This window comes from Salinivibrio sp. KP-1 (genome assembly GCF_000968645.1).
In the GTDB taxonomy this organism is placed as follows: domain Bacteria; phylum Pseudomonadota; class Gammaproteobacteria; order Enterobacterales; family Vibrionaceae; genus Salinivibrio; species Salinivibrio siamensis.
This window is the reverse complement of sequence record NZ_LAQR01000038.1, coordinates 53,308-76,213: the sequence shown is the minus strand read 5'-3', so window position 1 is coordinate 76,213 and position 22,906 is coordinate 53,308. Positions and strand designations below refer to the sequence as shown.

Annotated in this window: 18 protein-coding genes and 2 pseudogenes; 19 read left to right on the top strand and 1 reads right to left on the bottom strand. The window is 50.9% G+C overall.

Features of this window, described 5'->3' with window-relative positions; translation table 11 throughout:
- Positions 1-58: 58 nt before the first annotated feature.
- The 4 genes from WN56_RS10535 (at position 59) to flgL (ending at position 5,325) form a co-directional block, all read left to right on the top strand.
- On the top strand, positions 59-1,114 hold the full coding sequence (locus WN56_RS10535; RefSeq protein ID WP_369795706.1) for a flagellar basal body P-ring protein FlgI: 1,056 nt from the start codon (positions 59-61) through the stop codon (positions 1,112-1,114).
- An 8-nt stretch (positions 1,115-1,122) separates the two neighbouring features.
- On the top strand, positions 1,123-2,073 hold the full coding sequence (gene flgJ / locus WN56_RS10530) for a flagellar assembly peptidoglycan hydrolase FlgJ (RefSeq protein ID WP_046074961.1): 951 nt from the start codon (positions 1,123-1,125) through the stop codon (positions 2,071-2,073).
- Positions 2,074-2,242: 169 nt separating this feature from the next.
- Positions 2,243-4,120 carry a flagellar hook-associated protein FlgK gene (gene flgK, locus WN56_RS10525; RefSeq protein ID WP_046074960.1) on the top strand — a complete coding sequence of 626 codons (1,878 nt, stop codon included), beginning with the start codon at positions 2,243-2,245 and terminating at the stop codon, positions 4,118-4,120.
- Between the two features lie 11 nt (positions 4,121-4,131).
- The gene (gene flgL, locus WN56_RS10520; protein WP_046074959.1) at positions 4,132-5,325 is read left to right on the top strand and encodes a flagellar hook-associated protein FlgL; all 1,194 of its coding nucleotides are present in this window, start codon (positions 4,132-4,134) and stop codon (positions 5,323-5,325) included.
- A gap of 106 nt (positions 5,326-5,431) precedes the next feature.
- Here flgL and WN56_RS10515 read toward each other — a convergent pair whose 3' ends face one another.
- Positions 5,432-7,534 carry a tetratricopeptide repeat protein gene (locus WN56_RS10515; RefSeq protein WP_046074958.1) on the bottom strand — a complete coding sequence of 701 codons (2,103 nt, stop codon included), beginning with the start codon at positions 7,532-7,534 and terminating at the stop codon, positions 5,432-5,434.
- Positions 7,535-7,979: 445 nt separating this feature from the next.
- Between WN56_RS10515 and WN56_RS10510 the strand changes: the two genes are divergently transcribed.
- From WN56_RS10510 to fliI, 15 genes and pseudogenes are all read left to right on the top strand, one after another.
- The gene (locus WN56_RS10510; protein ID WP_046074957.1) at positions 7,980-9,122 is read left to right on the top strand and encodes a flagellin; all 1,143 of its coding nucleotides are present in this window, start codon (positions 7,980-7,982) and stop codon (positions 9,120-9,122) included.
- A gap of 268 nt (positions 9,123-9,390) precedes the next feature.
- Complete coding sequence (locus WN56_RS10505; RefSeq protein WP_046074956.1) at positions 9,391-10,515, top strand: flagellin; 1,125 nt, start codon at positions 9,391-9,393, stop codon at positions 10,513-10,515.
- Between the two features lie 56 nt (positions 10,516-10,571).
- On the top strand, positions 10,572-11,000 hold the full coding sequence (locus WN56_RS10500; RefSeq protein WP_046074955.1) for a flagellar protein FlaG: 429 nt from the start codon (positions 10,572-10,574) through the stop codon (positions 10,998-11,000).
- A gap of 18 nt (positions 11,001-11,018) precedes the next feature.
- The gene (gene fliD, locus WN56_RS10495) at positions 11,019-12,377 is read left to right on the top strand and encodes a flagellar filament capping protein FliD (protein ID WP_046074954.1); all 1,359 of its coding nucleotides are present in this window, start codon (positions 11,019-11,021) and stop codon (positions 12,375-12,377) included.
- Positions 12,377-12,682 carry a hypothetical protein gene (locus WN56_RS10490; RefSeq protein WP_052708064.1) on the top strand — a complete coding sequence of 102 codons (306 nt, stop codon included), beginning with the start codon at positions 12,377-12,379 and terminating at the stop codon, positions 12,680-12,682. The genes fliD and WN56_RS10490 overlap by 1 nt, the downstream gene beginning before the upstream one ends.
- A gap of 12 nt (positions 12,683-12,694) precedes the next feature.
- Entirely contained in the window at positions 12,695-13,099 is a 405-nt protein-coding gene (gene fliS / locus WN56_RS10485; protein ID WP_046074953.1) for a flagellar export chaperone FliS, read from the top strand.
- Positions 13,100-13,262: 163 nt separating this feature from the next.
- Positions 13,263-14,747, top strand: a complete 1,485-nt coding sequence (locus tag WN56_RS10480; RefSeq protein WP_046074952.1) for a sigma-54 dependent transcriptional regulator — start codon at positions 13,263-13,265, stop codon at positions 14,745-14,747.
- A gap of 138 nt (positions 14,748-14,885) precedes the next feature.
- The gene (locus tag WN56_RS10475; protein ID WP_046074951.1) at positions 14,886-15,935 is read left to right on the top strand and encodes a PAS domain-containing sensor histidine kinase; all 1,050 of its coding nucleotides are present in this window, start codon (positions 14,886-14,888) and stop codon (positions 15,933-15,935) included.
- Positions 15,932-17,089, top strand: a pseudogene (locus WN56_RS10470) (sigma-54-dependent transcriptional regulator); the annotation flags it as partial. The gene WN56_RS10475 and the pseudogene WN56_RS10470, both read left to right, overlap by 4 nt.
- A gap of 78 nt (positions 17,090-17,167) precedes the next feature.
- Positions 17,168-17,341: pseudogene (locus tag WN56_RS17205) on the top strand (helix-turn-helix domain-containing protein); the annotation flags it as partial.
- A gap of 110 nt (positions 17,342-17,451) precedes the next feature.
- Complete coding sequence (gene fliE, locus WN56_RS10465) at positions 17,452-17,763, top strand: flagellar hook-basal body complex protein FliE (RefSeq protein ID WP_046074949.1); 312 nt, start codon at positions 17,452-17,454, stop codon at positions 17,761-17,763.
- Positions 17,764-17,778: 15 nt separating this feature from the next.
- Positions 17,779-19,554 (top strand): flagellar basal-body MS-ring/collar protein FliF, encoded by a 1,776-nt coding sequence (gene fliF / locus WN56_RS10460; RefSeq protein ID WP_046074948.1) that lies wholly within the window; start codon positions 17,779-17,781, stop codon positions 19,552-19,554.
- On the top strand, positions 19,544-20,599 hold the full coding sequence (gene fliG / locus WN56_RS10455) for a flagellar motor switch protein FliG (protein ID WP_046074947.1): 1,056 nt from the start codon (positions 19,544-19,546) through the stop codon (positions 20,597-20,599). Before fliF ends, fliG begins: the two co-directional genes overlap by 11 nt.
- A 22-nt stretch (positions 20,600-20,621) precedes the next feature.
- The gene (locus WN56_RS10450; RefSeq protein WP_046074946.1) at positions 20,622-21,584 is read left to right on the top strand and encodes a flagellar assembly protein FliH; all 963 of its coding nucleotides are present in this window, start codon (positions 20,622-20,624) and stop codon (positions 21,582-21,584) included.
- Positions 21,584-22,903 carry a flagellar protein export ATPase FliI gene (fliI, locus tag WN56_RS10445; protein ID WP_046074945.1) on the top strand — a complete coding sequence of 440 codons (1,320 nt, stop codon included), beginning with the start codon at positions 21,584-21,586 and terminating at the stop codon, positions 22,901-22,903. Before WN56_RS10450 ends, fliI begins: the two co-directional genes overlap by 1 nt.
- The last annotated feature ends 3 nt before the right edge of the window (positions 22,904-22,906 follow it).

Sequence of the window (22,906 nt, the reverse complement as noted above, 5' to 3'; positions counted from 1 at the left end):
CCCTACAATGTGTCGGAGAGTTGACGTGAAAAAGTGGTTGTTATCGATAGTCTTGCTGATGGTGGCGATGCCAAGCCTCGCCGCACGCATCAAAGATGTGGCGGAGGTCGCAGGGGTACGCAGTAACACCCTAACCGGCTATGGCTTGGTGGTGGGGTTACCCGGTACAGGTGAAAGCACGCCCTTTACCGATCAAAGCTTTAAGTCGATGCTGGAAAACTTTGGCATCCAATTGCCGCCAGATATCAATCCTCAATCAGCTAACATTGCCGCCGTTGCCGTCACCGCTGACTTGCCCGCGTTTGCAAAACAAGGTCAAAAACTTGACGTTACCGTGTCGTCGATTGGTTCGGCAGAGAGCTTACGTGGTGGCACCTTGTTACAAACTTTTCTCAAAGGCTTGGATGGTAATGTCTATGCGACCGCACAAGGAAACTTGATTGTAGGCGGTTTTAGCGCCACCGGTGCTGATGGCTCTCAGTTGGTGGGCAACACCCCAACCGTTGGACGGATCACTAATGGCGCGTCCGTTGAGCGGGAAGTTCCTAATCCTTTTGGTCGTGGTGATTACCTGACTTTCAACTTATTCCAATCCGACTTTACTACCGCACAGCGTATGGCGGATGCGGTTAATCGCTTTCTTGGTCCGTCAACCGCATCAGCTATGGATGCAACCTCAGTGAGAGTCAGAGCGCCGCGTGATGTTAGCCAGCGTGTGGCTTTCTTATCAACGGTTGAAAATATTGAGTTTCAGCCGGGTGATGCGGCAGCGAAAATAATCGTTAATTCTCGCACTGGCACGATTGTGGTCGGGCAAAATGTGCGCCTTCGCCCTGCGGCGATCACCCATGGCGGCATGACGGTCTCGATCCAAGAAGACTTCAATGTTGATCAGCCTAATCCATTAGGTGGCGGTGAAGCTGTGGTCACGCCTGATACCGAGATCAATGTTGAGGAAGAGCAAGGGCGGATGTTCCACTTTAAACCTGGCGTGACATTAGACGACTTAGTCCGCGCCGTGAATGGCGTTGGTGCTGCACCCTCCGATCTCATGGCGATTCTGCAAGCACTGAAACAAGCTGGGGCCATTGATGGCCAATTGATAGTGATATAGGGCAACGCATGAAATCTCCTGTTGATAGTCAATTTGTACACGATATAAGCCAGCTCGACTCACTACGTCGCCAAGCCGTGAAAGGGGAAGAAGGGGATGAGCAAGCGGCGTTGCGTTCAGCCGCCGAGCAGTTCGAGTCCTTATTTACCCAGATGCTGTTCAAGTCAATGCGTGATGCCAATGAGGCGTTTGAGTCTGACTTAATCGACGATCGTACCTCGAAGTTTTATGAGCAGATGGCCGATGAACAAATGGCCAGTGAACTAAGCCGAGAGGGCTCACTGGGCCTCGCGGATATGATTGTTGAACAATTAGGCAAAGCGCAAGGCGACAGCCAGCCAGATATGAATGAAGCGGCTCGCGCGTCGGCGCAATCTTTGCCGTTGGATCAAAACCGTAGTCGAGAGGCAGCAGAAAAAGCGATTGCGGCGCTCGATAGTCAGTCTATCGCGCCGCCAGTCGCTAGCACCCCTGCGCCCCAACGTTCAGAAGGCTTCGATTCGCCTGATTCCTTTGTGAACACGCTGGCACCGCATGCTCGTCGCGCGGCTCGCGCGTTAGGTACGGATCCGGCGATTATTCTTGCTCAAGCAGCACTAGAAACCGGTTGGGGGAAAAAGGTTATCGCCAATGCCCGCGATAACAGTCATAACTTGTTTAATATAAAAGCGGATCAACGTTGGGGAGGCGATAAAGTCGCCACACAAACCCTGGAAGTGTATGACGGGATCCCGGTCAAAGAAACGGCAAGCTTTCGGTCGTACCCCTCCTATCAAGAGAGTTTTGACGATTTCGTCTCATTTTTGCGTGACAACCCGCGCTATGAGCAAGCTTTATCGCAATCTGCGCAACCTGAACAGTTTATTCGGGCGCTTCATCAAGCCGGATATGCCACCGATCCGGAATATGCCGATAAAGTCATTCGTGTGCTCGACCAAGTGCGTGGCATGATGGACTAAGGCGGAGGCAGGCAAGAGCTTGCCGTTTTTACTTCATCTTGCTTCAATTGTACTCTTGAACTCCTTAATGCATTGTTTTAATTAGACAATAACTCAAATTCATTCCTTGGCTCAATTTTTGCTTAACCCCTAGTATCTCGTTTTAATTGCCGGGTTATTTGGAGGCACAATGGGCTTGGACCTGCTTTCCCTTGGGTCGCAAGGCGTACTGACTGCGCAGCGACAGCTGAATACAACAGGTCACAATATCTCTAACGTGAATACGGAGGGATATAGTCGTCAGTCGGTTGAGCAAAAAACCAATGATGTCCAGTTTTGGGGCGGCAATAACTACGGCACCGGTGTCCATGCCGCGGCAATACGCCGCAACTATGACAAGTTTGCGGTCAACGAGTTAAATGTCTCGACGTCAAACCTTTCTCATGCTGCTGCCCGCAATGAACAGCTTGGGCGGCTTGACGATATGATGGCGCATTCGGCCAAAAAAATACCCGAGAATATGAACGAATTTTATGGGGCGGTCAAAGGGCTGGCAGATAGCCCCAGCGACATGGGCGCTCGTAAAGTCGTGCTCGAGAAAGCGCGTATGGTCGCTTCTGGTATGAACGATGTTTATGGTGTGTTGCAGCAGCAATCAATTGATACGTCCTCGCAAATTGATGCCACCGTCAAACGAATGAATGACATTGGTCAAGAGTTGGTGGATGTGCATAAAGCCATACTGAAAACGCCCGCCGAAGCCAATGACTTGCTAGACCGGCATGACAAGCTGATCCGAGAGCTCTCTGAATATACCCAAGTGAGCGTAAACGCGCGAGAAGATGGGCTATTCAACGTGATTATCGGCAGTGGCCATATGTTGGTGTCTGGCATGAATAGCAGTGAATTGACCACCTTGCCGGGTAAGCCTGACCATCAAGAGCGTCGTTTGGCGTTGGTGGAAGGGAAGACAGTGAAAGCGATTTCTAATCAAGACATCCGCGGCAAACTCGGGGCATTGTTTGAATATCGTGATGATACCTTAGGACAAGCGCGAGACGAATTAGGTCGGATGGCCATTGGCTTTTCCCAATCCCTCAATGACTTACAGAGTCAGGGTTTTGATCTAAATGGGGAAGTGGGAAAGAATATTTTCACTGACTTTAACAATGACCGTATTGCCAGCGCCCGAGTGATCCAAAACGGCGACTCTACCGCTGACTTAAAAGTCTATATCGATGATCTTCAGCAGCTCAAACGGGGCGATTATCAACTGAAATTTGATGGCACCCAATATACCCTGACATCACCGGATGGAAAGCAATCGACGGTGACGCCGAGTGGCACCCCGCCTAGTTTTAATGTCGATGGAATGCGAGTGCAAGTGGATGCCGGCTTGGCGGCCAATGAACGCGTATTGATTCGTCCCGCTCGCTCAGCGGCAGGGCAAATGCGTGTGACCATGGAGGATCCGGCAGATATCGCGGCGCAAAGTTATGTCAGTGCAAGCTCGGTGAGCCATGGCGACGGTGATGTGCGAATTCTACAAGCCGGTGGACAAAAAGAGTTTCAAGTGCGGATCTCCCCCGATGGTAGCCAATTTGCGGTGACCGACCCTAAGGGGCAAGTCTTGGTCGCGCCACAGGCCTACCCACCGGGTGGGCCGGTTGATGTCAATGGCACCATCATTGAGGTCAACGATAAAGCGGCACCGGATGATGTGCTGGCTATCAGCCTTATCCCGGCTGATGGTGACAATAGTAATCTTATCCGTATGCAGGAGCTGCAAACGGAAAAACTAATGGATAACGGTCGCTCGACGGTGCTCGATGTCTATGAGGGCCTAAGTACCGATCTTGGGGTGCAAAAAGCCTCTTATGAGCGTCTGCAAGATGTGAGTATGGTTGAACACGATGCCGCAGAAAGTCGTGTGGCGGAAGTGTCTGGGGTGAACCTGGATGAAGAAGCGGCCAATATGATGAAGTTTCAGCGCGCGTACATGGCGGCGTCACGGATTATGACCGCCGCTAACGAAACATTTGACTCTCTGCTCAATGCAACGCGATAAGGTAGGACAGTATGATTAGTCGTATTGCCAGCTTTCACAATTACCAGTCGGTCTCCAACGACATTATGCGTCAGAATGTGAAGGTGCAGGATAACCAAGAGCAGATGGCGACGGGGAAACGTGTTATTACATCCGGTGATGATCCGGTGTCGTCTATCTACATTCAAAACTTTCGCCAGCAAGATGAGCAGATTGACCAATTTATTGACTCGATAACGTTAGCGCGAAACCGACAAACCCGCGAAGAAATCGCGATTGATGAGTCCGAACAGCTCATGGACGGCGCGAAACGCAAAGTGATGGCGATGATCAACGGCTCGTTATCGGTGGAAGACCGCACCGCGCATCGGCAAGATTTGCAAGGGATGTTTGATAACTTTATGGACTTGGTGAACACCAAGGATGAGTCAGGCAATTTCTTGTTTTCTGGTACCCAAACCAGTACGCAGCCTTTTTATCGTGATAGCCAAGGCAACGTGCGTTATGCGGGGGATAGTTACTTTCGTACGGCCCAAGTAGCCCCAGCGGTGGAAGTGCCGACGTCTGATCCAGGCGATAAACTGTTTATGGAAATTGATAACCCTTTTGGTGATTATCAGCCTGAATACGATCTTGAAGACGGGTCTTTACTGCTGATGGCGAAAGCGGAAAACACCAATGATGCGGATACCTCTAACTATTCGGTGTCTTTTGACGTTAATGCGAGTGGGGACACCACCTACTCGTTGATGCAAGATGGTACTGAGGTCAGTGCCGGGCTCTATGATCCTCAAAACGGCGTTGAGTGGAACACGTTGAAAATGACTTTCGAGGGTGAGATGAAGCCAGGTGATACCATTAATCTTGAAAGGCAAGACAGTTTTAACGTTTTTGATTCGTTTAAAAATGGTGCCGCGCTGTCTTATGCCGATATTGACGATGCGTCTGCCACAGCAGAACTCCACCAAGTGACCGAACAGTTTGCAGCAGCCTTCAAGCATTTGAACAAGGCTCGTTCAGAAGTGGGAACACGACTGACCACCTTAGATCGGCAAGAAAGTATGCACAAAGACTTCAAGTTGGTACTCAACCGCTCACTGGGCACCATGGAAGACTTGGACTATACCCAGGCGGCCATCGATATGAACGAGGACATGCTCGCGCTGCAAGCGTCCCAACAGGCCTTTGCCAAAACGAAAGATCTCTCGCTGTTTAATTATATCTAACCCAAAGCGTAAGCCTTTGGTGGCCACAAGATGCCGAGGATAAGAGAAAAACGGGGTCGCATCAGCGGCCCCGTTTTGTATCCGTTTAGACTTGCAGTCTCATCCTTTAGGGGCAGAGGTCACTCACCATACGGTGTGCCATGGCATCGAGCAGGGGTTGCTTATCTTTGAGCATGGGCGGATAACTGAACGCGTACTCATGGTTCCCCGGCATCGCGTCAGGGGTTTGCATATCACTGTGCTGATGGCCGGCAAAAAACACATAACATGGGGTGCCAACGGCGACGGTCAGCCTGTGTACCGCTGTCCCTGCGGTAAACACACCAGACAATTGTTTGATTGTGTGCGCCGTCCCCATAAAGTCATTTTTAAGATCCAGTCCCGGCAAGGAGACGATCTCGATCCCCGTTTGTTTTTTAATTTTACTGAGTTCTTTATCACACTCGCCATATTGCAAATTGACAAATTGGGCATTGGGGCAAAGCTGGCGCATGGTTTTTATCCAGCCAGCCAATTCATCCGCGACCAAATAGTGAATATTACGGGTGGCGGCGGCGAGGCCACTTCGCCAACACACGCCAAACACGGGCCCGTGTTGATGTAGCTCGGCTAACGGGGCGATCCAAGGCGCATCGGCGGCGACATCTGGGACAATGTAGGTTTGGTGATACAAATGGCGCCCAAAGTGTTGGTAGCACAGGCCCGCCAACGACCCACCGGCAATCCAACTATCAATATCGGCTAGGACATGCTCTGGCACAAAAATGTCTTTCCCGTCAGTACGAGAAATGGGCACAATTTCAGTGCTGGGGAAAGCTTGGCGTAGTAGGGGCTCTAAGCGGGGATCACAGCCGACATAAACTTTCCGAGCGCGTTCAACCACCATGGCAACATTGTGAAAATAAGCCAGTTCATCCCCAACCCCTTGCTCGGGCATGATAAGCACGGCATCGGTTTTTGGCCGAGATAAATCCCAACGGGGTAAGTTGCCGTGATATTTGAGGCGGCGACCGCATTCAATCCCAGCTTCATTGGCTTGGTAGAATTTCTCCCAGGCCATTTGCGTACGATAGACAAACGCCAGGTTAAATCGCAGTGCCTGATCATCCGGCTGCGCCGATAGCAATGCTTCTAGACGATGCTGTGCTTGCTCAATATCGCCCATATACCAATCAAGCTCGCCCAGTTGTGCTTGTAACGTATTGGCTTGCTTATCCTTGACATGATTGAGCGCCTTGAGGTGGATCTGGTAGCAATCGGTTAATTTATTTTGGGTAAATTGGTGGTGCTGCTTGAGTAGTTCGAAGGTCGCACGGGCATAGGCATAATGTAATTCACCGCGCTCAGGTTCATCACGCAAACATTGTTTGGCCAGTTTACTTGCTTCTAGCCAGTTAGCTTCATTGAGATAAACCACCAGGAGTTGACGCAAAAATGCCGTGTCTTGCGTTTGCTTATAGGTCGTTAAACAGCGCTGGCGCGCGCTGGCATACTCCCCCAGTCCGGCTTCTGCGCGGATGAGTAGCAGTTGCCAAACTGGATGAGCCTGTGCTTTTTCACTGCCACGTAGTAGCAATTGTTGTGCTTTGCCGAACGCTTTCTGATCCAATGCTTGTTGCGCCAATGCCATCAGCGCCGGTGGGTAATCCGGCTCCAGCGTGAGTATGGTTTGGTAAAGCTGCTCAGCTTGGTCACTATGCCCATCAGCGACCAAATCAGCCGCCACTGACAAGGTTTTGTTAATTTCATCGGCCAGCCCTTGGTTTTTTAGCTGGTGGAGCTCGTCACGCAAAGCATGCGTTCGACGACTTTCTCCCTGTAGGCCGAGCTTGGCTGTTAACTGCTCACGCAAATTAAGGATGTCTTGGTTCGTCGGAGCGGCGGCAAACAATGTCTCAACAAGTTCCATGGCCGCGTGATTATGCCCTTGTTGCGTCAATAACTGTGCCTTATCGAACAACAAAGACAGATCGTCAGGGGCATGCTCAAGCGCGTGGTCAAGGTGAGCCATTGCTTGCGCGTGTTGCCCCGCTTCCGCATCCAATACGGCCAGCACTTGCCGCACTTGCACGGTATCGGGTGCGTGGCTCAGTATTTGCTCGAATACTTGCCGCGCGTCGGTTTTCTTCCCTTCTTGGTAAAGACGAATCCCGAGCTGGAAGGCGTCATCCAGCGTCATATTAGTGTGGCCGTCATTGTCTTGCGTCATCGGTTACATCGTCCTGTTATCCGTGAGAGCCTCGCGTATTACCGCAAGAGGCTGGCGAGCATCGATAAGCCAATAATTTAGCAAAAAATATGCCTCGCGTCCGGCTGTTGAGCGAAGTTGGCCGCTAACTTGCAGGCTAACGCTCACATAGACGGCAAAAAGCTAGGCGAGGCATTGCCGCACCTTGCCGCCAAGCACAGAAAAGCGGCAGCGTTTTTTGAATCAATTTTGGCTGTTAGTACAACGAAAAGCATTTAACATTATGATTTTTAATGATTTATAAAAGTTGGCACACATATTGTATTTATTCGAACAAGCGGCCAGTTTTTGAACGGGCTGATTTTGAAACTGATTAACAAGCTGTTCCCGCAGCACCGCCAAACACAGTGCAACACGTCGCGGGTAGGCTGTTTCGCAAAGCAAGCGAAAGTCAAAGGAGAGCAAAATGGGTGTAACAGTTAACACCAACGTGTCTGCGATGACTGCGCAGCGTTACCTGAATAAAGCGACCGATGAGTTGAATAATTCAATGGAACGTCTGTCGTCAGGTAGCCGAATTAACAGTGCTAAAGACGACGCGGCGGGTTTGCAGATCTCTAACCGTTTGGTTGCCCAAACACGAGGCCTTGATGTGGCAATGCGAAACGCCAATGATGGTATTTCTATTGCGCAGACTGCCGAAGGGGCAATGCAGGAATCGACTAACATTTTGCAGCGTATGCGGGATCTTTCCCTCCAGTCTGCAAACGGTGCCAATGGTAAATCTGAGCGTGTCGCTATCCAAGAAGAGGTAGAAGCACTGAAAGATGAGCTTAACCGGATTGCTGAAACCACGGCGTTTGGTGGCCGTCGATTGCTTAATGGCTCGTTTGGTGAAGCATCGTTCCAAATTGGTGCGGATGCCGGTGAGGCGATCATCATGGGACTATCGAGTATTCGCGCTGATGATTTCCGCATGGGTGGGGTCGAGTTCACGGGTACTCAGCCAAAATCGGCAGGGTGGGAAGTCGATCCTGCGGCGGCAACGTTGCAGCTGCAGTTTACTACTAAAGATGGCCAAAACGTGAGCATGGCCATCGCCGCGAAAGCGGGTGATGATGTCGAGGAGCTGGCCAGTTACATTAATGGTCAGTCTGGCGAAATGTTAACCGCCTCAGTCGATGAAGAGGGTCAACTTCAAGTCTTTATCGAAGAGCACAAAGTTGAAGGTGCGGTGACCTTTGGTGGCGGACTGGCGACCTCGTTGGGGATGGTGTCTGGCAATGGTGATTTGGTCACCGCCGCCGACCTCGATGTGTCGGATGTTGGTGGCGCGCAAATGGCCGTTGGGGTGATTGATTCGGCTATGCGCTATATTGACAGCCAACGTGCGGACTTGGGTGCCAAGCAAAACCGACTCAGCCACACCATTAGCAACTTGTCGAATATTCAGGAAAACGTGGCGGCATCGAATAGCCGGATCCGCGATACCGACTTTGCCCGAGAGACCACGGCAATGACCAAAGGGCAGATCTTGCAGCAGGCGGGCACCTCCATGTTGGCGCAAGCGAAACAGATGCCACAAGCGGCACTGAACCTTCTGCAATAATTCTCTTCATATCAACACACTAAAAGCGGCAATGGGTTGCCGCTTTTTTTTGTGCCATTTTTTCGCAAAATCTTGCTAAAGATATTTCTCCTTTGGGCGTTAACCTCCATAGCGCCTTACGGCAGTGGTGTAAATGCACCGCCAAGCACCGACAAAAAAAGCTAAAGCTTTCTCAACGTGCGCCGCTAAATGGGTTGTGAACAATTTTGATACTGGTTTTCCCTGGTCAGCTGGGCGAAGCCGGACCTAGAACCAAAGGAGAATAGTTATGGCTATTACTGTTAACACTAACGTCCCTGCGATGACTGCTCAGCGTTATTTGAATAACTCAACGGATGCGCTGAACAACTCGATGGAGCGTTTGTCATCCGGTTCTCGCATTAACAGTGCTAAAGACGACGCGGCAGGCCTTCAGATTTCTAACCGTTTGATGGCACAAAGCAGTGGTTTGGGCGTGGCTGTACGAAATGCGAATGACGGCATCTCAATGGCGCAAACCGCTGAAGGTGCGATGGAAGAGTCAAGCAACATCTTGCAACGGATGCGTGACTTGTCACTGCAATCAGCTAACGGTGCGAACGGTGACTCTGAACGTGCTGCAATCCAAGAAGAGGTTGTTGCGCTGAAAGACGAACTGAACCGTATCGCAGAAACCACCTCGTTTGGTGGGGCGAAACTGCTTAACGGTACCTTCGGTACGCGCTCTTTCCAAGTGGGTGCAGACGCTGGTGAAGCTGTGATGATGGAGTTTAAAAACATCCGTGCAGACCACAGTGAAATGGGTGGGGCAAGCTTTACGGCGGCTAACGCAAAATCAGCAGGTTGGACGGCGACTGCCGGTGCCACCATGGCAATCAATATCACTAACGCTGACGGCACGTCTACGTCTATCAACGTGACGGCCAAGGGTGGAGATGATATTGAAGAGATCGCTACTTATATCAATGGTCAAGCTCAAGATAAACTGAGTGCGTCTGTGACTGAAGATGGCGAGCTGCAAATCGTAACCGGTGCTGGGTCAGATGCGACCTTTACCGGTGCACTGGCAACATCGCTAGCGATGGGTACCAAAGTGGATGAAACCATTAAAGATGTTGATGTTTCGTCTATGGGTGGTGCGCAAAAAGCCGTGGGTATGATTGATAATGCAATGCAGTTTATCGACTCTCACCGTGCAGAATTGGGTGCGAAGCAAAACCGCTTGAGCCACACCATTGCCAACTTGGATAACGTTAATGAAAACGTCTCGGCCTCTAACAGCCGTATCCGTGATGTTGACTTTGCCAAAGAAACAACCAACTTGACCAAGTCACAAATCTTGCAGCAATCTGGTACCTCTATTTTGGCGCAAGCCAAGCAGGCACCACAAGCCGCACTGAGCTTGCTCGGTTAAACCATTCACGAGTGGCGGCCTAATCGCCGCCGCTACGTTTTGGGAGGTGAATAACGATGGACATTTCATCCGTTACAAATTCATCCCTGCCGCACTCAGTACACTCTGATGGCACAAAGGTTGCTAGAGATGTAAGAGTTGGAAAAGTACGCCCAGATCCGGTCAGCCAGCACCAGCAGGCAGAGCGTCGTGAGGCGAGAGAGTCAATGCAACAACGCCGTGTAGAGCAGTCACAGCGCATTGAGGAAAATCGTCAGCTACAACGCAAACAACTGGAGAAGTTGGTAGAGCGGCTCGATGAGTTTATGTCCGACTTTAACAAGGGGCTCGCATTCCGTTTGGATGAAGACACAGGACGCAGTGTGATCACCGTTTATGAAATGAACAGTGGTGACATCATCCGTCAGATCCCAGAACAGGAAATGTTAGAGCTTGCTAAGCAATTGTCGCAACACGCGCGAGGGCTTGTCACAGAAAAGGTATAACGAGGTGAGAGAGTCGTTATGAGTGTTAAGGCAGCAGGCATGGGCGGTGGCATGGATATCAACTCCATGGTCACTAAAATCGTGGATGCTGAGCGTGCACCCAAACAAGAGCGTATCGTCAAACGCATGAATGATGTCGAAACCGACATCAGTGCGTTTGGCCGCTTAAAAGAATCTCTCGATAAACTCAAAACCCAAATGTACGATTTTCGTCGCAATGAAGGTTTTGCGGCGAGAACCACATCAGTTAGCAATCCAGACGCACTTGGCGCCAGCGCGACGCCAGATGCCATCCCCGGTCGTTATCAAATCGATGTTCAGCAACTCGCGGGTGCACACAAGCTTGTGTCACCGGGCGTTGATGCTGATGCGTCTTTAGGTAGTGGCAAGCTCACTATTACCATGGGTAATCGCACCAGCGTGATTGATGTTCCCCAAGGCAAAGACAGCTTGGCAGACATCGTGCGTGCGATTAATAGCGATCCGAAAAATCCCGGTGTACAAGCGTCGCTTATCCAAGATGATAGCGGCGCACGCATGGTGTTGAATGGCAATAAAACGGGCGCGGATAATCAGGTGGAAGTCAGTGTTGATGCGCAAGTGGGGAGTGCGCTTCATCAGTTAGGCTTCAAAGCGGGACAAGCTAATAACGGCATGGCACAAATGCAAGCTGCACAAGATGCCAAGATACTGATTGATGGTATCGCATCAGTCTCCAGTGCCACGAACACCTTTGATAATGCCATCGAAGGCGTATCACTGGAAGTCGCGCAAACCAGTGATAAGCCGTTGGCACTCGCCGTTGAACATGACCGAGAGTCTGTACGTTCGACCATTACGTCGTTCGTCGATAATTACAATGCGTTTTTCCGTGTCTCGCAAGCGGTCAGTAAGTATGACCCTGAGACCCAGCAAGGTGGCCCTTTGGTGGGGGAAAGTGTCATTCGAACGGCAACCAGTCGATTGCGCAATCTTTTCTCGTCACCGATTGAGCAAGCCCCGGAGGGAATGAAAACCCTGAGCGAGCTTGGTGTCACTACCACTATGGACGGTCGTCTAGAAGTCGACAACAAGGTGCTTGATCGGCAACTGCGTCAAAACTTTAACGCATTGGAAGGTTTTTTTGGTGGTAATGATGGCTTTGCGCGTCAGCTTGAACAAGTCGTTGGCGGCTTTACCGGCGCGGGTGGTGCGATCAGTAATCGTGAAAGCACATTGTCAGAGCAAAAACTTCGCCTTCGTGATGACCAACGAGAGTTAGACCGCCGCATGGAAAACTTAGAGTCGCGTACTATGCAGCGCTTTTCTGCGATGGAAGAAGCCACCTCGCAAATGCGTTCACAGTTACAAGCTATGCAAAACATTATGCCGGGTTAATGATGACCCAGGTGTCCGAATGGCTCGATGCACTCGAGCAGATTGATGAAGCAATTGCGCAGCAATTGAGCATGAGTGACATTGATTCAGAAAAACTGGCTCAGCAATTGCATGACAGACAAGCGTTGCTTGAGCAGATTGCAGCGTCGCCACAAGCGCCGAATCAACAGCAATGGTCTCAGGCGTTAGCAAGAACAGAAACGCTCATTGATGCACTCGAGGGGCAGAAAGCCGATGCTGCCAAGCGCTTGTTACAGCAGCGCAAGGGGAAGCAGTCTGTGCAGCTGTATAAGAAATTTCAATAAGTGAGGAAGACTATGAGAGGCTCACTACAGGCCTACAAGAAGGTCTCGGTTGACAGTCAATTAAGCGCTGCGTCGCCTCATAAGGTTATCCAAATGCTGATGGCCGGCGCGATTGAGCGCTTAATTCAAGGCAAAGCTGCCATGGCACAAGGCGACTTATCCGTCAAAGGTGAGCGGTTAGGTAAAGCGTTAGATATCATTATTAATCTACGTGCATGTCTATCAATGGATGATGGCGGCGATATTGCTGATAACTTAGACGCCATCTATGACTTTATGATTCGTCAGGTGAGTACCGCGAATTTGGAAAACAAACCGGAACCCATCGACGATGTGATTGAGCTGTTAAGAGAGATAAAATCCGCTTGGGACCAGATCCCTTCCGAATACCATAATATGACTCAAGCGACCAGTTAAACTGCCTATCAAACCACTGACATGGCACTGGAGTCACAGGTTTACTGTGTCTCCGGTTGCCTTATGCGCGTTCTCTATTACAATGTCTTGATTAAAATTGAGATTGTTGTTGCTTAAAAGCGACACAATTATAAAAAGTTATCAGGGCAGACGTATCTCACACATGCAAGATTTAGCAAAGATCCTCGTTATCGATGACGATGACCAGTTTCGTCACGATCTCGGCGTGATACTCGACTTTATCGGCGAGCGTTACGCGCTTCACTCGACCACAGATGTCAGTGATGCACTTTGGGAGCAAAACTGGGGCGCATGTTTTCTTGGCCACGTCCGCTCGACACCGTTACTTGAAAAAGTACTTGAGCAGCTTGCTACCTATCATCACGTGCCTGTGATTGCGATTCGACGCCACGATCGTGAGCTTTCAGGGTTACCTAACTATGTGGGTGAACTTGGGCTACCTTTGAACTACCCGCAATTATTCGATGCACTCCATCATTGCCGCGAGTTTGCCGGTAAACAGGCTTTCAGTATTCCACAGTTGTCTGGCGATAATACCGCCTTTCATAATATGGTGGGCAAAAGCGATGCCATCGAACAGGTCCGTCATCTTATTGAACAGGTCGCTTTTACCGAAGCCAGTGTTTTGATCCTCGGTGAATCCGGTACCGGAAAAGAAGTGGTGGCGCGTCATATTCACCATGCCTCATCGCGCGCGTCTGGCCCCTTTGTGCCCGTCAATTGTGGGGCGATTCCAGGAGAGCTGTTAGAAAGCGAACTCTTCGGTCACGAGAAAGGTGCCTTTACGGGCGCGATTTCAGCGCGTAAAGGGCGCTTCGAACTGGCGGAAGGCGGAACGCTGTTTTTGGATGAAATCGGCGACATGCCGATGCCAATGCAAGTCAAATTGTTACGTGTGTTGCAAGAACGCACGTTTGAGCGAGTGGGAGGCAACAAAAGCATTCGCGCCAATGTTCGCGTCGTTGCCGCGACCCACCGTACGCTAGAAACCATGATCAAAGAAGGTGAGTTTCGAGAAGATTTGTATTATCGACTCAATGTCTTTCCTATCGAAATGCCAGCGCTGCGCGAGCGAATTGATGATATTCCGCTATTGATCCATGAGCTCATGTCTCGTCTTGATGTGGAAGGTAATGGTCGGATCCATATTTCACCTCGCGCGATTAATTCGCTGATGGAGCATGAGTGGCCAGGCAATGTGCGCGAGCTGGCTAATCTCATCGAACGTTTGGTTATCTTGTATCCCGGGCAAATGGTCGATGTGAACCATTTGCCAGCTAAATATCGCTACAGTGATATCCCTGAATTCCAGCCTGAGGCCTATTCGGTCGAAGATACTGAAATGGCGGAGCGTGATGCGCTAACGGCGATGTTTCATGAGCCGGACGAACCTGCTTTCGAAGAGGATATGCCAGGCTTTGCAGATAGCCCAGGGCTCACAAGCTTGCCGCCTGAGGGGGTTAACTTGAAAGAAACCCTCGCCGAGGTTGAGATTGATTTGATTAAGCAGGCGTTAGAGGCGCAGTCTGGTGTGGTTGCTAGGGCGGCTGACATGCTGAGTATGCGGCGAACGACACTGGTAGAAAAGATGCGAAAGTACGGATTGAATAAGGAAGAATTAATCTAGAACGACGAGGCGTCAAAAAGCGGAGTCAAAAAAATGACTTCGCTTTTTTGTCTTCAATTAGCTGATAATATTAGTTATTTTTATGGCACAATCTCTGCTTAAGTGAGTAAAACCTTGATCGAAATGTGTGTTGCCTAAATGGAAACCCAATCTTCGCCACTGGGATCAGTGGATCAACAAGTCACTCGGTATAAGCAAGTTCTCGATGTGATGCCAGCAGGCGTTATTTTGCTTGATGCGAATGGCCGTGTCGCTGAAGCCAATCCAGAGGCGCATCGCCTTCTTGGGGAACCGCTTACTCAGCAGCGATGGTTTGATGTGATTCAACGCGCATTCTCGCCGCGAGATGATGATGGACACGAAGTCTCTCTCAAAGATGGTCGTCGGGTGAAGCTTGCCATTTCTGCGTCCGATTCAGGGCAACTTATCTTGATCACCGACATGACAGAAACCCGTTTATTGCAGTCGCGCGTCAGTGATCTGCAACGGCTATCGTCGTTGGGGAAAATGGTGGCGTCGCTGGCGCACCAAGTGCGTACGCCGCTATCTAGCGCGATTTTATATGCGTCGAATCTTGGCGCGCCCAACCTCAACGATGCGACACGGCAGCGGTTTCAATTCAAACTGTTAGACCGGCTACATGACTTGGAAAAGCAAGTGAATGATATGTTGTTGTTTGCGAAGGGTGGCGACAACAAAGTGGTTAAAGTGTTTACCGTTGAGCAATTGTTTAACGAGTTCGAGCCGATGGTGGATGCGGTGATTCAAGGTCACGATGTTGACTTTGCCATCAACAGTGATGATGAGAGTCTTGCGTTGCTCGGTAACCCCAATGCATTGGCCAGCGCGCTGAGTAACTTGGTCGTCAATGCCGTTCAAGTGGCAGGCAAGGGCTGCCAAGTTGTGGTTGATTCGCGCCAACAAGGCGATAATTTATTGCTGTCTGTTGCGGACAATGGTCCTGGGATTGCGCCTGAACTGCAAGCGAAAGTTTTAGAGCCTTTTTTTACTACACGACAGCAAGGTACAGGTCTTGGCCTCGCCGTTGTGCAAATGGTGTGTCATGCCCATGATGGCAAGCTCACCTTACAATCGGAGCCTGAAAAAGGGGCCTGTTTTACATTGTGTTTGCCGCTCGCCAAGGGTGTAGCGGCAGAGCAGGGTAAGAGCGTAGGAGAAACACAATGAGCCAAACCACAGTGCTAATCGTTGAAGATGATGAAGGTTTGCGCGAGGCGCTGGTCGATACCCTAGCCTTGGCGGGATACCATTGGCGTGAGGCGGACAGTGCAGAGCAAGCCCTAGTGACACTCAAAGCCGAGCCGATTGATATTGTTGTTTCAGATGTACAGATGGCGGGTATGGATGGCTTGGCGCTTTTGCGCTCAATCAAAACACATATGCCGAATTTACCCGTTTTGCTCATGACGGCTTATGCCAACATTGAGGATGCGGTCGCCGCCATGAAAGAGGGGGCGATCGACTATATGGCCAAACCCTTTGCGCCTGAAGTGCTACTTAATATGGTCAGTCGCTACGCCCCGGTTAAAAGTGACGACTCGGATGCCATTGCAGAGGATCCTAAAAGCGTCGCCTTGTTAGCCTTGGCCGATAAGGTTGCCAACACTGATGCCAACGTGATGATCCTTGGACCCTCAGGGTCGGGTAAAGAAGTGATGGCGCGCTATATCCATGACCATTCCACCCGCGCGAGTGCCCCGTTTGTCGCGATTAACTGTGCCGCGATTCCAGAAAACATGCTGGAAGCAACCCTTTTTGGCTATGAAAAAGGGGCGTTTACCGGTGCTGTGCAAGCGTGTCCGGGAAAATTTGAGCAAGCCCAAGGTGGCACTATCTTATTGGATGAAATCAGTGAGATGGATTTGGGGCTACAAGCCAAGCTGCTCCGTGTGTTACAAGAGCGAGAGGTGGAACGTCTCGGGGGTCGCAAAAGCATTCAGCTTGACTTGCGCGTGCTTGCCACTAGCAACCGCGATCTAAAAGACTATGTTGCCCAAGGGCACTTTCGTGAAGACTTATATTACCGTCTGAATGTGTTTCCCATCACGTGGCCCGCGTTATATGAACGCCCAGGTGACATCATCCCGCTGGCAAACTATTTATTATCACGGCATTGTCAAAAACAAGGTCTCCCTTGCCCAAGCATACAGCCTGACGCTGAGCAAAAGTTGTTGAATTACACCTGGCCGGGCAATGTCAGGGAGCTTGATAACGTGATGCAGCGTGCCTTGATACTGGCAACCCAATCTCATATTCAAGCGACAGATATTTTACTTGAAGGGCAAGACTGGCAAGATGCCTCGAGTTTACAAAGTAAGGTGATGGATAGCCAATCAACCGTTTCGGCGACAACGTCATCCTCAGTACCGAGTCATGATGCGATGGAAGCGCAGTCTAATGGTGCAGGGTTAGGCAATGAATTACGCGATCAGGAGTTTTCCATCATACTGGAGACCATTCGAGCCTGTGAGGGGCGGCGTAAAGATGTGGCAGAGCGCTTAGGGATCAGCCCCAGGACACTGCGCTATAAGCTCGCCAAAATGCGCGACGCCGGGATTGATATTCCCCAGTAATCACCCAAAGTCGTCAGCCTTTGCGAAAGTGGTCTCAAAGTTGCACATGGTAAGATGACTGATGAAAATCTGACTGAATTGACAAAATATTGACACAGGAAGGATCGACGATGAAAGCGAATGCCTTGACGCAAGAGATGCAAGCCATGGCGGCAGCGGCGAAGAATGTCTCTCAGCCTGCAACCGGTCAACAAGTCAGCCAAGAATTTGGCGATATGCTTGCCAGTGCGATTAACCATGTAAATGGATTGCAAAAGACGTCGGGTGAGCTTGCCACACGGTTCGATGAAGGTGACCGCAACGTAAGCTTATCGGATGTCATGATTGCTCGAAACAAGTCGAGTGTGGCGTTTGATGCCACCGTGCAAACGCGCAACAAGTTAGTTGAGGCGTATAAAGAACTCATGAATATGCCTGTTTAATGTAGGAATTAATCAGTGGCTGAAGAGAACCAAAACACCGATCTGGCGGTTTCAGATGGCGCAGCAGCACTGCCATCAACCGATGCGGCATTAGACGCAGAGCAAAGCACGCAAGATCCGGACGCATCAGAGCAGTCAGCATCGTCAAACTCGATATTTGGCGATCTCGACATGGTGCGCCAATTGATCTTGGTGTTAGCGGTTGCGATTTGTGTCGCGCTGATCATGATGCTGTTTTTTTGGGTGCAGGAACCCGAAATGCGGCCACTGGGTACGTACGAAACAGAAGAGCTGATCCCTGTTTTGGATCACCTTGACCAAAACAAAGTAGAATACCAGTTGGATGGTAATACCATCCGTGTCCCCTCAAGCGATTATTCCTCGATTCGTCTCGGTTTAACCCGGGTAGGGCTGAATACCAGCACGGCCGAAGGCGATGAAATTTTGCTCAATGACATGGGTTTTGGCGTCTCGCAAAAACTCGAGCAAGAACGTTTAAAACTTAGCCGTGAGCGACAGCTCGCCGCCGCGATTGAAGAAGTGCGGCAAGTGCGAAAAGCACGTGTCTTGTTAGCGATGCCCAAACAGAGTGTCTTTGTGCGCCACAATCAAGAGGCGTCGGCCACGGTATTCTTAACCTTGGGAGGGACGAACACCTTGGGTCAAGAGGAAGTGGACTCCATTGTTGATATGGTCGCCTCTGCCGTCCCCTCGCTAAAACCCACGCGCGTCACCGTTACCGACCAACATGGTCGCTTGCTAAATTCTGGCAGTGAAGATCCTGCGTCAGCGGCGCGACGCAAAGAGTACGAATTGGAACGTAAACAAGAACGTCAATTGCGCGAAAAAATCGACTCAATACTGATCCCCGTACTAGGGCTGGGCAACTATACCTCGCAAGTCGACGTGTCACTGGATTTCAGTTCGCTAGAAGAAACGCAGCGTCAGTTTAACCCTAACACACCGGCAACACGCAGCGAATATACGCGCGAAGATTATAATGGCTCGGATCGTGTAGCGGGTGTTCCAGGGGCGTTAAGCAACCAACCGCCGGCCGATGCCTCCATTCCGGAAGACGTCAGGGATCTTAAAAATGGTGCAGGCGGTACCGGCTCAGTGAGCCGTGAAGCCACCCGCAACTTTGAACTCGACACCACCATTCGCCACCGACGCGCACAGTCAGGCGTTATTGATCGGCAAACTGTTTCTGTGGCGGTGAACTTTAAACAAAGTGTCGATCCTGAAACCGGGGATACGGTCAAGCAGCCGTTGTCAGACGATGAACTGGCCAAAATCCGCCGTCTCTTAATGGGCGGGGTGGGCTTTAGCGAACAACGCGGGGATGTACTTGAAGTCATCGCCGTCCCGTTTGTTGAGCCAGAGCAAGCGGCAGAGCAAGATGTGCCGATTTGGGATCATCCCAACTTTAATGACTGGGTACGTTGGTTAGCGGCCGCCTTGGTAATCATTGTCATTATCGTGGTGTTGGTGCGTCCAGCGATGAAAAAGCTGCTTTATCCAAATACCGACGAAGATGGCAATACCGTGGGGCCCAATGGCGAAATCCTTGGCCCAGATGGCTTACCTATCACCCCAGATGGGGATGATGTTGGCTTGATAGGCTCTGAGCTTGACGGTTCTAGCAACTTTGCGATGTCAGCGTCGGATGTGGAGCTGCCAAACTTACATAAAGATGAAGACTTGTTAAAAGCGGTGCGGGCGCTGGTGGCCAATGAGCCAGACTTGGCCGCACAAGCGGTGAAAAATTGGGTAACCGAAGATGGCAAATGAAGTCGCAACCACAGGCGGTGATGAGCAAGCTGGCTCAAACTTCGATATCAGCTCGTTGAGTGGGATTGAAAAAGCCGCCATTTTGCTGCTCAGTTTAAGTGAACAAGACGCCGCAAGTATCATTCGCCACCTTGAGCCGAAACAGGTTCAACGGGTGGGCGCGGCCATGACCTCGATGACTGACCTTAATTCGGACAAAGTGGCTGCGGTCCATCGTGCTTTTTTGGAGGAAATCCAAAAATACACCTCGATTGGGATGGGGAGTGAAGACTTTGTGCGCAACGCCCTGGTGGCAGCCTTGGGTGAGGACAAAGCGAATAACTTGGTCGATCAGATCTTGTTGGGTAGCGGCTCGAAAGGCTTAGACTCACTGAAATGGATGGATCCGCGCCAAGTAGCCAGCATTATTATCAACGAGCACCCGCAAATCCAAACTATCGTCTTATCCTATTTGGATCCCGAGCACTCGGCAGAGATCCTCTCGCAATTTGTAGAGCGTGACCGTCTCGATTTAATGATGCGGATTGCCAACCTTGAAGAAGTGCAACCAGCCGCGCTCCATGAGCTGAATGAGATCATGGAGAAACAGTTTGCAGGTCAAGCAGGGGCACAAGCGGCCAAAATTGGTGGCTTGAAAGCGGCAGCGGAAATCATGAACTACATGGACAACAGCGTCGAAGGGGTGTTGATGGACTCGATTCGCGATCAAGACGAAGAGATGGCCTCACAAATCCAAGACTTGATGTTCGTGTTTGATAACTTGATTGATGTGGACGATCGCGGCGTACAAACCTTGCTACGTGATGTACCACAAGAAGTGCTGCAAAAAGCGCTCAAAGGGGCGGAAGATAACTTGCGCGAGAAAATCTATCGCAACATGTCTAAACGTGCAGCAGAAATGTTGCAAGATGATATCGAAGCCATGGGGCCAATCCGGGTTTCAGACGTGGAAGGGGCGCAGAAAGAGATTCTATCTGTCGCACGCCGTCTCGCTGATGCAGGTGAAATCATGCTTACCGGAGGCGGCGGCGATGAATTCGTCTAAGTCGTTTTTGTAAGGGGCAACGATGAGTTTAGAAAAACGCCGTGGCTATATCCGCGTCGATGAGTCCGATGCCGAAAGCATTGATAGGTGGGCACTGCCCCCTTACAACGAAGGCGAAAACCTGCCCAAAGAGACCGCACTCAATTACGACCCCAGTTGGGAGCCGGACGTTGAGGTGGAGCCGGAGGAAAACGAGCCAGCCCCCGAACCTTTAACCGCCGATGCCCTCGATGCTATTCGCCAGCAGGGCTATGACGAAGGGTATGAAGAAGGCAAGCAGCTGGGGCATGCTGAGGGGCTCGAAGCCGGTTTAGAACAAGGGCATGAGAAAGGCCATGAAGAAGGAAAAAAGGCGGGGTTTGAGCAAGGCCTTGCCGATGGACAAGCGCTAATTGAAGCGCGTTGCCAGCAGCTTGACAGTATTCTCAATCAGCTAAGTCATCCATTAGAAAAGCTGGATATCGATGTCGAGCAACAACTGTTGATGATGGTCCAGACCTTGACGAAATCATTGACAGGCGTGGAGCTAGACACTAATCCTCAGGTGATTCTACACACCTTACGGGCCGCCATTGCCGCTTTGCCAGTGGCTGACCACCCGGTTACTGCTGCTTTGCATCCAGATGACTATGCCATTGTCACCGATGCGTATGACGACGATATGCTGGCTGCCCGCGACTGGACTTTGCAATCAGAGCCCGCACTCTCGCGTGGAGACGTCCATGTAAAAGCCAAAGATTCAGTGGTCGACTATCGCTATGCTGACCGCGTGGACGCGTTATTAAGAGAGTTTCAAGGGCAGAATCAACCCCGGCAATCCACGCCATCAGACGGCGCAACGGTAGAGCCTGTTGATACCGGCGCCTATGCCAACGAATCAGCGACCGCTGAGCGCGAGCCGTCGAGTGACGAACCCGTTGAGCAAGACGCCACGGCCACGACGCAAGATGAACCCACATCGACTGAGGATCCAGGGCAATCATAATGAGCCAACTCGCTGAGCGGTTAAAACAATGTCAGCTTGATAATTTAGCCCCCAAGCCAGTGGCGTCGGGCAAATTGGTGCGTATGGTTGGGCTGACACTTGAAGCGATAGGCTGTCGCGCGCCCATTGGGTCTGTTTGTTCGGTTGAAACCCTTAATGGCACCATTGAAGCCGAAGTCGTGGGATTTGCCGACGAACTTTTATATCTGATGCCCAACGAGCAAGTATCAGGTGTGTTACCAGGTGCAAGAGTGACGCCTTTGTCTGAACGCAGTCAACTCTCGGTGGGTATGGAGCTGTTGGGACGTGTTATTGATGGCATGGGTAATCCACTGGACGGTAAAGGCGACATCTACACGGATAAACAGGCGAGCTTGGAGGGCATGCCCATTAACCCCTTATCACGTCAACCCATCCGTGAGCCGCTTGATGTTGGCATCAAAGCGATCAATGGTCTTTTGACGGTGGGGAAAGGGCAGCGTATCGGCTTGTTTGCCGGCTCTGGGGTGGGTAAATCTGTCACCTTAGGGATGATGACACGCGGTACCACTGCACAAGTGGTGGTCGTGGGGTTGATTGGTGAGCGTGGCCGAGAAGTGAAAGAGTTTATCGATGATATCCTCGGAGAAGAAGGCCGTGCCCGAGCGGTAGTGGTTGCCGCGCCTGCCGACGCCTCACCGCTGGTGCGGTTAAAAGGCTGCCAAACGGCGTTGACCATTGCTGAGTATTTTCGCGATCTGGGTCTTGATGTTCTCTTATTGATGGACTCGTTAACGCGGTTTGCGCAGGCTCAGCGCGAAATTGCGTTGTCAGTGGGCGAGCCACCCGCGACCAAAGGGTATCCGCCTTCGGTGTTTGCGCGCTTACCCTCACTGGTTGAGCGCGCGGGGAACGGTGCCGTTGGACAGGGGTCGATCACGGCCTTTTTTACCGTGCTGACCGAGGGGGATGATTTACAAGACCCCATTGCCGATGCAGCACGAGCGATACTCGATGGTCATATTGTGCTATCGCGCGAGTTAGCAGATAGCGGTCATTATCCTGCCATTGATGTTGAGCGTTCAGTGAGTCGAGTGATGCCCAATATTACCAGCGATGAGCAAATTCTGATGTCGAAAGCGGTGCGGCAAGTGTTGTCCGTGTGCCGTAAAAATCAAGATCTGGTCTCGATAGGCGCCTACAAACCTGGCAGTGATGCGGCGGTTGATCAGGCGTTTAGTTTGAAGCCCAAGCTCGACAATTATCTGCAGCAAGGGATCAAAGAAGTGGTTCCTTTTGATATGTGTGTCAACATGTTGCGTTCAACCTTACAGGGGTAACCG

Excerpts from the sequence above, each read along its gene's own strand:
- WN56_RS10500 (WP_046074955.1), top strand. The coding sequence starts at position 10,572 with ATGGACATTTCATCCGTTACAAATTCATCCCTGCCGCACTCAGTACAC.
- WN56_RS10510 (WP_046074957.1), top strand. The coding sequence starts at position 7,980 with ATGGGTGTAACAGTTAACACCAACGTGTCTGCGATGACTGCGCAGCGT.
- WN56_RS10480 (WP_046074952.1), top strand. The coding sequence starts at position 13,263 with ATGCAAGATTTAGCAAAGATCCTCGTTATCGATGACGATGACCAGTTT.
- WN56_RS10535 (WP_369795706.1), top strand. The coding sequence starts at position 59 with ATGGTGGCGATGCCAAGCCTCGCCGCACGCATCAAAGATGTGGCGGAG.
- WN56_RS10450 (WP_046074946.1), top strand. The coding sequence starts at position 20,622 with ATGAGTTTAGAAAAACGCCGTGGCTATATCCGCGTCGATGAGTCCGAT.
- WN56_RS10490 (WP_052708064.1), top strand. The coding sequence starts at position 12,377 with ATGATGACCCAGGTGTCCGAATGGCTCGATGCACTCGAGCAGATTGAT.
- fliD (WP_046074954.1), top strand. The coding sequence starts at position 11,019 with ATGAGTGTTAAGGCAGCAGGCATGGGCGGTGGCATGGATATCAACTCC.
- fliI (WP_046074945.1), top strand. The coding sequence starts at position 21,584 with ATGAGCCAACTCGCTGAGCGGTTAAAACAATGTCAGCTTGATAATTTA.
- WN56_RS10515 (WP_046074958.1), bottom strand. The coding sequence starts at position 7,534 with ATGACGCAAGACAATGACGGCCACACTAATATGACGCTGGATGACGCC.
- flgL (WP_046074959.1), top strand. The coding sequence starts at position 4,132 with ATGATTAGTCGTATTGCCAGCTTTCACAATTACCAGTCGGTCTCCAAC.
- fliE (WP_046074949.1), top strand. The coding sequence starts at position 17,452 with ATGAAAGCGAATGCCTTGACGCAAGAGATGCAAGCCATGGCGGCAGCG.
- fliS (WP_046074953.1), top strand. The coding sequence starts at position 12,695 with ATGAGAGGCTCACTACAGGCCTACAAGAAGGTCTCGGTTGACAGTCAA.
- flgJ (WP_046074961.1), top strand. The coding sequence starts at position 1,123 with ATGAAATCTCCTGTTGATAGTCAATTTGTACACGATATAAGCCAGCTC.
- fliG (WP_046074947.1), top strand. The coding sequence starts at position 19,544 with ATGGCAAATGAAGTCGCAACCACAGGCGGTGATGAGCAAGCTGGCTCA.
- WN56_RS10505 (WP_046074956.1), top strand. The coding sequence starts at position 9,391 with ATGGCTATTACTGTTAACACTAACGTCCCTGCGATGACTGCTCAGCGT.
- WN56_RS10475 (WP_046074951.1), top strand. The coding sequence starts at position 14,886 with ATGGAAACCCAATCTTCGCCACTGGGATCAGTGGATCAACAAGTCACT.
- flgK (WP_046074960.1), top strand. The coding sequence starts at position 2,243 with ATGGGCTTGGACCTGCTTTCCCTTGGGTCGCAAGGCGTACTGACTGCG.